14 protein-coding genes are annotated in these 12,185 nt (G+C 39.7%); 8 read left to right on the top strand and 6 right to left on the bottom strand.

All coding sequences use genetic code 11. The annotated features are described in order from the left end of the window. Positions 1–128 precede the first annotated feature (128 nt). Together KTH84_RS12010 and KTH84_RS12005 are read left to right on the top strand one after the other, a co-directional pair. Positions 129–1,568 (top strand): DUF2252 domain-containing protein, encoded by a 1,440-nt coding sequence (locus KTH84_RS12010; RefSeq protein WP_262473265.1) that lies wholly within the window; start codon positions 129–131, stop codon positions 1,566–1,568. A 54-nt stretch (positions 1,569–1,622) separates the two neighbouring features. After that, complete coding sequence (locus KTH84_RS12005; protein ID WP_262473264.1) at positions 1,623–2,369, top strand: sporulation protein; 747 nt, start codon at positions 1,623–1,625, stop codon at positions 2,367–2,369. A 30-nt stretch (positions 2,370–2,399) separates the two neighbouring features. Here KTH84_RS12005 and KTH84_RS12000 read toward each other — a convergent pair whose 3' ends face one another. Continuing rightward, positions 2,400–3,263 (bottom strand): LysR family transcriptional regulator, encoded by an 864-nt coding sequence (locus KTH84_RS12000; RefSeq protein ID WP_133975557.1) that lies wholly within the window; start codon positions 3,261–3,263, stop codon positions 2,400–2,402. A gap of 115 nt (positions 3,264–3,378) precedes the next feature. After that, the gene (locus KTH84_RS11995) at positions 3,379–3,633 is read right to left on the bottom strand and encodes a DUF2061 domain-containing protein (RefSeq protein ID WP_171459075.1); all 255 of its coding nucleotides are present in this window, start codon (positions 3,631–3,633) and stop codon (positions 3,379–3,381) included. 237 nt (positions 3,634–3,870) lie between these two features. On the opposite strand from KTH84_RS11995, the gene leuC reads away from it, so the two are divergent. From leuC to leuB, 4 genes are all read left to right on the top strand, one after another. Next, a complete protein-coding gene (leuC, locus tag KTH84_RS11990; protein WP_262473262.1) occupies positions 3,871–5,289 on the top strand; it encodes a 3-isopropylmalate dehydratase large subunit in 1,419 nt (472 codons plus the stop codon). A gap of 18 nt (positions 5,290–5,307) precedes the next feature. Next, positions 5,308–5,955, top strand: a complete 648-nt coding sequence (leuD, locus tag KTH84_RS11985) for a 3-isopropylmalate dehydratase small subunit (RefSeq protein ID WP_262473260.1) — start codon at positions 5,308–5,310, stop codon at positions 5,953–5,955. A gap of 112 nt (positions 5,956–6,067) precedes the next feature. Further along, entirely contained in the window at positions 6,068–6,652 is a 585-nt protein-coding gene (locus KTH84_RS11980; protein WP_133975550.1) for a hypothetical protein, read from the top strand. A 39-nt stretch (positions 6,653–6,691) separates the two neighbouring features. Beyond that, a complete protein-coding gene (gene leuB, locus KTH84_RS11975) occupies positions 6,692–7,771 on the top strand; it encodes a 3-isopropylmalate dehydrogenase (RefSeq protein WP_004640985.1) in 1,080 nt (359 codons plus the stop codon). Between the two features lie 53 nt (positions 7,772–7,824). On the opposite strand, the gene KTH84_RS11970 is transcribed toward leuB, so the two are convergent. After that, on the bottom strand, positions 7,825–8,232 hold the full coding sequence (locus KTH84_RS11970) for a hypothetical protein (protein ID WP_262473257.1): 408 nt from the start codon (positions 8,230–8,232) through the stop codon (positions 7,825–7,827). Between the two features lie 175 nt (positions 8,233–8,407). Here KTH84_RS11970 and KTH84_RS11965 point away from each other — a divergent pair, with 175 nt between their 5' ends. After that, the gene (locus KTH84_RS11965; RefSeq protein ID WP_262473255.1) at positions 8,408–8,779 is read left to right on the top strand and encodes a lysozyme inhibitor LprI family protein; all 372 of its coding nucleotides are present in this window, start codon (positions 8,408–8,410) and stop codon (positions 8,777–8,779) included. A 51-nt stretch (positions 8,780–8,830) separates the two neighbouring features. Here the strand turns inward: KTH84_RS11965 and infA are convergent, their stop codons facing one another. Beyond that, positions 8,831–9,052, bottom strand: coding sequence for a translation initiation factor IF-1 (infA, locus tag KTH84_RS11960; RefSeq protein WP_001284370.1), 222 nt, complete (start codon positions 9,050–9,052; stop codon positions 8,831–8,833). A 263-nt stretch (positions 9,053–9,315) separates the two neighbouring features. Between infA and KTH84_RS11955 the strand changes: the two genes are divergently transcribed. After that, a complete protein-coding gene (locus KTH84_RS11955) occupies positions 9,316–10,326 on the top strand; it encodes an AraC family transcriptional regulator (RefSeq protein ID WP_262473254.1) in 1,011 nt (336 codons plus the stop codon). A 27-nt stretch (positions 10,327–10,353) separates the two neighbouring features. Here KTH84_RS11955 and truA read toward each other — a convergent pair whose 3' ends face one another. Continuing rightward, on the bottom strand, positions 10,354–11,151 hold the full coding sequence (gene truA / locus KTH84_RS11950) for a tRNA pseudouridine(38-40) synthase TruA (RefSeq protein ID WP_262473253.1): 798 nt from the start codon (positions 11,149–11,151) through the stop codon (positions 10,354–10,356). 14 nt (positions 11,152–11,165) lie between these two features. Continuing rightward, a complete protein-coding gene (locus tag KTH84_RS11945; RefSeq protein WP_133975544.1) occupies positions 11,166–12,137 on the bottom strand; it encodes an asparaginase in 972 nt (323 codons plus the stop codon). Positions 12,138–12,185 lie beyond the last annotated feature (48 nt).

Below are 12,185 nucleotides of genomic sequence, written 5' to 3'. Positions count from 1 at the left end.
TCATCTTTTGAATATTTTTTTATAAATCTTGTTCCAAAAGTAGATATAAGTATGTCTAATAAAAAATAAATTTTGCCTTGGCAAAGGTTTAATAATATAAAAATTTTTAATTTAAATATGAGGGAATAATGCCAAAAAAAGCACAAATTAAATTACCAAAACAACTTTGGAATGATGAAAGTATTGATTTAACACGTCATAGCTATCAAGGGAAATTACTTAATAAAAGTGAAGGCTTCAAATTAGGTAAGGCTCAACGTAAAAAAGTTCCGCGAGAACAACTGTCAGAGCTTTCTGAGCGACCAAAAGGTATAACTGCTTTAACAATCTATGATTGGAGTAACCAACGACGTTTAGAGCAGCTCAAACCAATTCGTGCAAAACGAATGAGTATTTCACCCTTTACATTTTATCGTGGTATGCCTTCTTTAATGCTTTTTGATCAGGCTTGGGAACAGGTGAGCTCAGGCTTATTTCAACAGATTTGTGGAGATTGCCATTTAAGTAATTTTGGTGGGTTTGCTAGCCCAGAGCGTAATCTGTTGTTTGGAATCAATGATTTTGATGAGACGTTGGTGGCCCCATTTGAATGGGATTTAAAGCGTTTAGCTACCAGTTTTGTGATTGCGGCTCATGATATTGATCTTGCAGATAAGGTTGGTTTAAAAGCAATTAAAACGATGTTAAATAGTTATCGTCAGCACTTATTAGAAAATACGGAACTTTCGCCTCTACAAGTTTGGTATGAAAAAGTTGATGCCAGTACCTTATTAGAAAATACTGAATGCCGAAAACTGAGAAAGAAACGCGAGAAGCATCTTGATTCAGCGCAGAAGAGAAATGCATATTCTGTTTTACCGAAGCTCACTCAGCAAGATCAAGATACAGGATTTCGCTATTTTGTGGATGATGTGCCGTTATTATGGCATCCAAATGCAGATGAACCTTTCAGTAAAGATATTAATGCATTCTTTCAGCAATATCGTGATTCTTTGAAATATGATCGCCAAGTACTTTTTGATCGTTATCAACGGACAGATGTGGCTTTGAAAGTGGTTGGTGTCGGTAGTGTGGGTACACGATCCGCGATTGCATTGTTTCAAGACGCAGATCGGGAACCGTTAATTTTACAAATGAAAGAAGCGAATCCATCGATTTTAAGTCCATTATTTGTAGAAAAAGTAAAACATGAAGGTGAGCGCGTGGTACATGGTCAGCAACTCATGCAAGCTGCTAGTGACATCTTTCTTGGATTTTCTTCAACATCGAATCAACATTTTCATGTACGTCAGTTACGTGATATGAAAATCTCGGTTGATCTTAGTGATATGGATGATGAGTATTTCTATGAGTATGCCGAAAGTTGTGGTTTGGCTTTAGCTCATGCCCATGCTAAGTCTGGAAATGCTGATGTACTTATGGGATATCTAGGAGAGGGCAGTACAATTGTAGAAGTATTACAAACGTATGCAGAGGAGTATGCAGAGCGCAATTTAAACGATTATCAGCAATTTATGAATGAAGTTACAGATGGTAAGATTCCGCTCGCTGGAGATGATGCGCTTTAAGAATAAGTATGCTGCTACAGATGACATCAAATAATTCGAAAGGTTAGAGAAAAAATGTTTAATAAAATTATGTCTGGTTTGGGCCTTCAAGGCGTAACGGTAGAAACTGTTTTAGAGAATCCAAACTTGCAAGCAGGCGAGATACTGCATGGGGAAATTAGCTTTAAAGGAGGGTCAATTGATAAAGAGATTAATGGTCTTTATTTGAAGTTGATGACGATGGCAGAAGTTGAATCTGGTGACCATGAGTTTAATCAACCTTTGGTCTTACAAGAGTGGTTAGTGAATTCTCGATTTTTATTGCCGGCCCATCAGGCACATTCTTTTCCTTTCAGTATTCAATTACCATTTGAGACACCTATTACAGAAGTTGCCTGTCGACGAAATGGTACACGTGTTTGGATTCAAACCCATATGGATGTTGATTGGGGATTAGATGCAACTGATCGTGATTATCTAAAAGTGCTGCCAACCCCCGCTATGCAAATGTTTTTACAGGCTATGCAGCGATGTGGCTTTATTTTATCAACAGTTGATGTAGAAAAAGGTCAACTTACTGCGCGAAATTTCAGGTCAACAATTGGTTGCTACCAAGAGCTTGAATTTGTCTCTTCACATATGTTTAGTGGGTTTAATGAGGTTGAGGTCTCTTTCGTTGCTGAACCTAATCAAACTCACGTTATGCTTGAAGTTGACCGCCATTTTCGATCAGATCAACTATTAACGATGACCATTTCACATCATATGCTTGATGAAAACCAAATGGTGCAACAAATTCGAAGCCTATTGCAGCTTGGATAAAATAAATTAGGTGCATCAAATGAGAGTTTTTTATGCATCCTGCATCATTTTAATCAGTTCTTGCATAGCTCTAGATTGAGTACGTGCAGGATGCCATACCATGCCTAACTGACGATTCATTTCTACATCTAAATCAAGCTGCTGCATATCTTGATTCAGTAAAGTTTTTGGCAAAACTGACCAACCTAAACCAATAGACACCAGCATACGAATAGACTCAAGCGGGTTATTGCTCATGGTGATTTTAGGTTTAAGCCCTTGTTTTTCAAACTCGGCTAAAGTGATTTGAGCAGTGTAAGTTTGTGCGGCGGGTAACAAGCTTGGGTATTCAATGAGGTCTTGTAAGGTCAGATTCGTTTTTTGTGCCAGTGGATGAAAAGGGGCAGCAACAAAAACTAAAGGGTCATTCCAGATGGTAATGTAGTTAAGGCGATCATCACCTGAAGGGGGAAGTGTTAAAAATGCTAATTCTAAATCACCAGCGAGTACTTTTTCGTGCGCTTGCTCTGAGTCAACAAAATGCACATCTAAAGTCACTTGCGGAAATTGTTGAACAAAGTGTTTAAGGGGCGCGGGTAAATGATGCAAGCCAATGTGATGACTCGTTCCAATTTTTAAACGACCTTGTATCTGAGTTTGTTCATGGCTGAGAGTGTGATGGATATCGCCAAGCTCATTTAGCCAGTTTTTAACTTTGGGTAATAGTGAATGAGCAGCATGAGTTGCTTGAACCCCACGGCCTGCCGACTCAAATAGTTTTACACCAAAATATTCTTCTAAACTGTGAATCCGTTTGGTTACAGCCGGTTGAGTAATGAATAGTTGATCTGCTGCCACAGAGATAGACCCTGTTTCCATAACTTTTACAAAAGCTTCAAAGGCTGCAAGATTCATAATACAACTCAACTTGGAATAGAAAAATCGAGGGGCTAAAGTTACCAAGCCAAAATCGTATCATGCTTGCAGCGAAACGAGTTAGAAAGTTGTGAATTACCGCACTAATCTTAGCCTAAGCTGTTGTTTCTTCCTTTGCTAAAGCTGAAATGCGACGATCTTTAGCAGCCCATACTTTTTCATGAAAGAAAAACGCAAATGCTTGTACGGTTGGTTCGAGCATACTTAATGTTAAAGCCATCCATAGGTTACCTGTGACTAGATAAGCAACTAGCATTGCTACACTAATATGCATAATGTAATAGCTGAATGTTTTCTTTAAAGTACGTTGATTATTGATAACAAATTTTTGGATTTTAGCCATGATCATTCTCTTTAGCCACTTTTGATATTTTTAGTATAGAGTTTAGAGTATAAGATTAAAAATTGATTATGCAAATGATAATCATTAACAAAAACGATTTATTAAATTTGATGTGTATGGAAGGGATTATGATTCATTCTAAAAAGTTTTCTAATTTATAAAAATGATAAATTAGATTTATGTAAAACTCTGGCTATAATCGAAGAAAGATTAGAATTACCCAGTCCAATGGAGCAAGACGACATGGCAGGCAAAACTTTATATGACAAATTGTGGGATGACCACGTTGTTTCACAGCGTGATGATGGCTCATGTTTACTTTATATTGACCGTCATTTATTGCATGAAGTGACTAGTCCACAAGCATTTGAAGGTTTGCAACTTGCGGGTCGTCAACCATGGCGTTTAAGTGCAAACGTTGCTACACCAGACCATAACGTTCCAACATCTAAAAAGGAACGTGAGCAAGGCATCGCGGGTATTGAAGATGAGACGTCTCGTATTCAGGTTCAAACCTTAGATGACAATTGTAAAGCCTTTAATATTGTTGAATTTAATATTAACGATATCCGTCAGGGGATTGTGCACGTAGTAGGACCTGAACAGGGCTTAACTTTACCCGGCATGACCGTGGTGTGTGGTGATTCACATACAGCAACACACGGTGCTTTTGGTTGCTTGGCACATGGTATTGGAACATCTGAAGTTGAACATGTTTTAGCCACACAATGTTTGATTCAGAAAAAATCTAAAAATATGTTAATCCGTGTAGATGGCGTGCTAGGCAAAGGTGTAACACCAAAAGATGTGGTGTTGGCAATTATTGCTAAAATTGGTACCGCAGGTGGTACGGGTTACGCGATTGAATTTGGTGGTCAGGTGTTCCGTGATATGTCGATTGAAGGGCGTATGACGGTATGTAACATGGCGATTGAAGCAGGTGCTCGTGTAGGCATGGTTGCTGTCGATGACAAAACCGTTGAATACGTGAAAGGCCGTAGCTATGCACCAAAAGGCGAGCAATGGGAACAAGCAGTTGCTTACTGGGACACTTTGCATTCAGATGAAGATGCTGTTTTTGATGCAGTCGTTGAATTAAATGGTGCAGAGATCGAACCACAAGTGTCTTGGGGAACTTCACCTGAGATGGTTATTCCGGTCACTGAAGCTGTACCAACTTTAGAACAAGCAAAAGATGATGTTCAACGCAATGACTGGACGCGCGCTTATCAATATATGGGCTTAAATGCAGGTCAGGCTTTAGCTGATATTCAACTTGACCGTGTCTTTATTGGTTCTTGCACTAACTCTCGTATTGAAGATATCCGTGCAGCAGCAGAAGTAGTAAAAGGCCGTAAAGTAGCATCTAGCATTAAGCAAGCCATGATTGTTCCGGGTTCAGGTTTGGTAAAACAACAGGCAGAAAAAGAAGGCTTGGATAAAATCTTCTTAGAAGCTGGTTTTGAATGGCGCGAACCGGGTTGTTCAATGTGTTTAGCAATGAATGCAGATAAATTACAACCAGGTGAACACTGCGCATCGACGTCTAACCGTAACTTTGAAGGTCGTCAAGGCAATGGTGGTCGCACTCACTTGGTGAGTCCAGCAATGGCGGCAGCGGCTGCAATCGCAGGTCACTTTGTTGATGTTCGTTCATTTTAATTCGGTCTGGAGCAAACCATGAAAGCTTATACAGTTGAACAAGGTATCGTTGCACCATTAGATCGTGCCAATGTTGATACAGATTTAATTATTCCAAAACAGTTTTTGAAATCAATCAAACGTACTGGTTTTGGCGATAACTTATTTGATGAGCTTCGTTATTTAGATGAAGGTTATCCGGGACAAGATAATTCAGTACGTCCAAAAAATCCGGATTTTGTTTTGAACCAGCCACGTTATCAAGGAGCAAATGTTTTAATTGCTCGTACTAACTTTGGTTGCGGTTCTAGCCGTGAGCATGCGCCTTGGGCATTAAATGAATATGGTTTTCGTACTGTTATTGCGCCAAGCTTTGCTGATATTTTCTTTAATAACTGTTTCAAAAATGGCATGTTACCTGTCATTTTGTCAGAAGAAATTGTTGATCAGTTATTTAAAGAATGTGCTGCCAATGAAGGATATCAATTAACAATTGATTTAGCAGCTCAGGAAGTGCGTACTCCAGCAGGTGAAGCTTTTAAATTTGAAGTTGACCCATTTCGCAAGCATTGCTTGTTAAATGGCTTGGATGATATTGGTTTAACGCTTCAAAATGCGGATGCAATTCGCGCTTATGAAGAAAAAACTAAACAGGTTCGTCCTTGGGTATTCCAAGAGTTAAATTAACCTTTTGGTACATTTTAAACATAGCCATGGCGTAGCGTTCAAACTCTTGCTAACATGCTAAAGCATAAAAACACCTTAAAATTATGCACTAGATGAGGATTGGGCTTGAACAATGAAGAGGAACGTTACTCATAGCTTTTTGTTGAGCCTGTGCGCAATAACACTCAGTGCTTGTCAGAGCACATACAATGTAGTGGATACTGTCCGTATTAAGCAGGCTGAACAAGAAAATTTGGGGCAGAATGCAGCAATATATTGTTCGGGCGCGAAGAGTTGTGAATTTGAACGACTCAATGATATTACTGTAGTGGATGCACAAACACGACGAATTAGTAATCAGGCAATTCATCAAGGAATTGTACGGTTGCACGGTTCAGTGCTTAGCCAAACCAACAGTTTATATTTATCTGTGCCTGCGAAACAATATGAAGTGGTGATCCGTTTCTATCCGATTTCTCCAGATCGGGCCGAAACAATCCATGTGATTCACCAGTTTAATGCCAACCATCGCTATACATTTAAAATGTACCGAGACAAAACTAACCGTTCGGGTAGTTTGCTGAATGTTTCTGTGCCAGATCCATTATGTGTCGATTTAGAGCAAGATGAGCGTGTGATTCGCCGTTTTTGTCGACCATTTGATGTAACAACAGGGCTAGGCGAGTTCCTTGAACAGAAAAAACTAACACCGCGGTAGTCATAACACTGCTTGTTTTTTGGAAAATGGAAAAAGTTCATGTCTAAACAGATTTTAATTTTAGCTGGTGATGGTATTGGTCCTGAAATTGTTGGGGCAGCAGAAAAAGTATTAAATACAGTAAATGAAAAATTTAATTTATCGTTGACTTGGGAACATGGCCTATTGGGCGGCGCTGCAATTGATGCACATGGCGAACCGTATCCCGCTGTAACGAGTGAACAGGCAAAAAAAGCTGATGCAATTTTACTGGGTGCAGTAGGCGGACCAAAATGGGATGCAATTGAGCGTTCTATTCGTCCTGAACGTGGTCTTTTAAAAATTCGTAGTGAACTCAACTTGTTTGCTAACTTACGCCCAGCGATTTTATATCCGCAATTGGCAGACGCTTCTAGCTTAAAACCTGAAATTGTTGCTGGTTTAGATATTCTGATTGTTCGTGAGCTTACTGGCGGTATCTATTTTGGCCAGCCACGTGGTATCCGTGAACTCGAAAACGGTGAAAAACAAGGCTATAACACTGACGTTTATTCTGAAAGTGAAATTAAGCGCATTGCAAAAGTTGCTTTTGAACTTGCAGGATTACGTGGTGGTAAAGTCTGTTCAGTCGATAAAGCGAACGTTTTAGAAGTAACAGAACTTTGGAAGCAGACCGTTACTGATTTGCAGCAAGCGAGTTATTCAAACATTCAGCTTTCTCATATGTATGTCGACAATGCTGCAATGCAGCTTGTACGTGCACCAAAACAGTTTGACGTGATCGTAACTGGTAACTTGTTTGGCGATATCTTATCTGATGAAGCGGCAATGCTTACAGGCTCAATCGGCATGTTGCCATCAGCTTCTTTAGATGAAAATGGCAAAGGCATGTATGAACCTTGTCATGGTTCTGCACCTGACATTGCAGGTCAAAATGTGGCGAATCCATTAGCAACTATTCTTTCGGTTGCAATGATGCTTCGCTATACATTCCGTGAAGAAGCTGCCGCAAAAGCAATTGAAGATGCGGTCGGTCAAGTACTTGATCAAGGCTTGCGTACAGCAGATATTATGTCTGAAGGTATGACAAAAGTGGGTACAGCCGAGATGGGTGAGGCAGTTGTCGCTGCTCTTGCTTAAAAGTTTCTTATAAAAAAACGCAGCTCAACGCTGCGTTTTTTTATGCCTATGTTTTAGCAAGCTTTACCTTCATATTGAATAGACTGTGCAATATTATTCTTAAGCTGAAAAATAACTTTGCAGTTGAAATTCACATCGTAAGAATTACCACCAAGATTACCTGACTGTATAGCGACCGAATTACCTCTCATATCGACATTACTCACCATAGGAATTGGGATATTTATCGGCCGTAGAATGGTATAAATCAGCTGATCTTGCGTTTTTTGCGGTGTTTTTAATACCTGAAAACCAAGACTTCTTAGATTTAGATCTTGTTGAATGGTTGCGGCAGGTTTGCCGAGAAACCCTTTTAAATATTCTTGTAAATTTACAGATAGGTGTGGATGGCTAGTGCAACCGTTCACATTCATCATGATTAAACAAAGTAGGCCAATTTGATATCGGGTATCTATATTCATTTTTATCTCAATAAAAAAATTATATTTGTTATTAAAGAACAATAGGTTGGATTTGAATACTTGTAAAGTAAAAAAGGAGGATTATGATAAATGAAAGGTGTACTTATCTTTAGACTTATCCTTACATTCAAACCGTTCTAATAATAATTTCATAGAAAACTTAAGGAAGAAAAGTATGAGAAAAATTGCTTTTGCATTTTTATGCAGTTTAGGAATGACTGTCGTCTACGCTGATAACTGTGATAGTACCCGTAATACTTATGATGATATTTATTGTACAAATAAAATTTATGCAAGTGCAGATGCAGACCTGAATAAGAATTATCAAGCATTGCGAGTAAAGTTAAATACCGCGCAAAAAAATATTCTTAAGAAATCTCAGCTCGCATGGATACGTCAACGTGATGCTGAGTGTACAGATTCAAATAGGAATAGCGTAGACGTGCAATGTCGTTTACAGACAACGCAGGAAAGAAACCATTGGCTGCAAGAAAGGTTGCGTGAATGCCAAACGGTAGGATGTAAAACCAGTCGCTTAAGTGAATAAATGACGCAATAAAAAAGCCACATTATGAAGTGGCTTTTTTGCATTCACTAATTAGCGAGCACGGTACGTAATACGACCTTTAGTCAAGTCATATGGTGTCATTTCGACTTTTACACTGTCGCCAGTAAGAATACGAATATAGTGTTTACGCATTTTACCAGAAATGTGTGCAATAACTTCGTGACCGTTTTCAAGACGTACACGGAACATCGTATTAGGAAGCGTTTCGGTGACAACGCCTTCGAACTCAATGAGTTCCTCTTTATTGGCCATAGCCTACCTGATGATCAAATTGGGAAGGCGCAAATTATAGTCAATTTATTTAAAAAAAACAAGATAGACATACTTCTACCCAAGCATCTGGTTAAAGTATGACTAATAAAAAAAGATGTAATTTTTTTCACAAAAGAAGTGTAATTCTGTTGTCAGTTCGGTCAATCAACGCTAATCTAAAATCATAGTTATTAGGGACTGTTAATTGCGTAAAAGTCAACGGCCCTAAATATCAATGAAGTATCTACATGGAAGGGCACTGCGTGGGTCAGCTAACAGATGCATCAGTTGTATTACGCTTTGGCTATCAAGCGATTCGTCGTGCGGGATTGCCAACAGAAGAAATATTAACCAAAGCGGGAGTTGCTTTAAATCAGGTTGATACAAATGCACGTACACCGTTAAGTGCACAGTACGCCTTTTGGACTGCTGCTCAGGAAGTCAGTAAAGATCCAGATATCGGTCTGCATTTAGGCGAACATTTGCCTTTGTATCGTGGTCAGGTCATTGAACATCTATTTATTAGTAGTGATACCTTTGGTGAAGGCCTAAAGCGGGCTTTGGCTTATCAGCGCCTTATTAGTGACGCATTTGATGCGAAACTGGTGATTGAAGAAGGACGCTGTTATTTAACCAATGGCGAACAGATCGGTGCTGATAATCTTGTTAATCGACATTTCTCTGAATGTGCAATTTCGGGCATTCTTAGATTTTTTAAATTTATTACTGAAGGGCAATTTCACCCGATTTTTATCGATTTTAACTTCAGCGAAGGCGCAGCCGAGGATGAGTATTTCCGCGTATATGGTTGTCCGGTCAGTTTAGGTCAAAAAGAAACACGTTTATATTTTGATCCAGCTATTCTAGATTTTCAGCTTTGGCAGGCAGAGCCGGAGTTATTGCAATTGCATGAGCAGCTTGCGATTGAAAAATTGCAAGAGTTAGCGCGTTATGATTTGGTGGGTGAAGTTCGTAGAGCAATTGGTTCAACGCTGGAAAGCGGAGAAACAACTCTAGAGACAGTTGCAGCTCAGTTAAATATTACACCGCGCCGCTTACGTACTCAGCTAAGCGAAGCCAATACCAGTTTTCAGCAAATACTTTCTGACTATCGTTGTCGTTTGGCTAAAAAGCTTTTGGCCAATACCAGTGAGAGTGTTGAACGTATTGTATATTTAACGGGCTTCTCTGAACCAAGTACGTTCTATCGGGCATTCAAACGCTGGACAAATGAGACACCAGTTGAATACCGGAAACGCAAACAGCATCGCTAGATTAAGTACAACTCGAGCAGGCTAAGCTTACTCAGGTAAGTTTAGCCAATGTGGGCCAAGTGGCGGCTGTGGCAAATCAAATTGCTCAGGATAGTTACACTGAATAAAATAAAGACCGTCGGGTGGGGCTGTTACTCCTGCCGCCTTACGATCTTGTGCAGCAAACATTGCATCGATATGGCCAACTTCATACATGCCTTGTCCAATTTCGAGTAAACATCCAACAATATTGCGAACCATATGGTGTAAAAAGCCATCTGCTTGAATATCTAGAACCAAATAGCGCCCATGTTCAAATAAACGGCAATGTTTTACATGTCGAACAGGCTGATTTGACTGGCAGGCTGCTGCGCGGAAGCTTTCAAAGTTATGAGTCCCTTCAAATTTGCTGGCTGCTTCAATCATCTTTTTCACATCTAACTGTTGGTAAATGTGAGTAACCTGTTTATGTAATAGTGCAGGCCGATGAGGGGTGTTATATATAATATAGCGGTAACGTCGAGCAGTCGCTTTAAAGCGGGCATGAAAACTTTCATCCATCAGTTTAATCCACTGAATGGAGATATCTTTAGGTAGCTGGCTGTTTGCTCCTCTTAACCATCCCGTTTCTGGACGAATGGCATGCGTATCGAAGTGTGCCACCATATTTGTCGCATGTACTCCTGCATCGGTACGACCAGCACCATGAAGTGCTATAGGTTCATTTGCGACTTTGCTAAGCACACGTTCAATAGTTTCTTGTACGCTGGCAACGCCTGGCTGTTGTGTTTGCCAACCTCGATATTGAACTCCGCTAAATTCAATACCGACTGCATAACGTTGCATAGCTTTACCTCTATTTAATGCAAATTTTCGTTCCAATGGCTGAGCCACTGTTCTGGGGTTGAGTATTTTAAATAGATTTGAAGTGCTTTTGCATAGAGATCTGCATGACTATGTGCATCACTAATGACAATTTTTGCAGTTTTGGTCCACTCACTAATCGCATAGCGCTGATCAATACCACCAAAGGTAACCTGAGTGGTAAGAACTGGAACGCAGCCATGTGTATAGAGCTCATCTAATGTTGCTAGTAACTCTTGGTTAACGGCTATGTTTCCAGTACCAAAACCCTGTAATACTAAAAATTGAGGTGGGGCTGGCAGTAAGTTTCGTAATTGCTGAACAAGTTGAGTAGTCGCGATAGGTTGCATCATCCAATTCAAAATTTGAAAAGATGCTGCACGCTCGATTTGCGTATCTTGCACAATCAGCCTATTTTGCTGAGGTGTAAATTCAGACTCAGCTTTAAGGCCGGAAAAAGCGTCAAGTTCAGTCGTATGTGTCTTTAACACAGTTTGTGCATGAAATACTTGATGATGAAAAGCAAGGTAAGTACCCACTGGTAAGCTAATCGCCTGCTCTAATGCAAGATATAAATTATCAATTGCATCAGTAAACTCACGGGTATTATCTCCTTGAATGTTAAGAAGAGGATATTGACTGCCAGTAATAACCACATGACAACTCTGTCCTAAAAAACGAGCTAGAGTCGCAGAAGCATAACTGAGTGTATCTGTACCATGAATAACGACGAAGTGCTGATAGCCTTCGAGTTGGAGCTGTTGTATACGTTGAATAAGACGTAGCCAATCAGGCGCTGTACAAGCGCTGCTATCTACAATATTGGGTGCAGCAAAACAGTCAACCGTTAAGTGAGGCGGTATAACTTTCTCAAGTTGAGGCAAAAACTGGTCATAAGGCATAGGCGCTAAAGGTTCACCTACACAACCAAAAGTACCACCCATATAAAATAAGGCTATTTTTTTCATCTTTTTCAGGCATAAAAGCAGTCATCTTTGACTGCTTATGGTAAAACG

Origin of the sequence: Acinetobacter sp. WU_MDCI_Abxb74, assembly GCF_025513915.1 — a bacterium.
Lineage (GTDB): Bacteria > Pseudomonadota > Gammaproteobacteria > Pseudomonadales > Moraxellaceae > Acinetobacter > Acinetobacter calcoaceticus_C.
The sequence above is the reverse complement of the archived record's forward strand: the minus strand, read 5'-3'. Positions and strand labels throughout refer to the sequence as shown.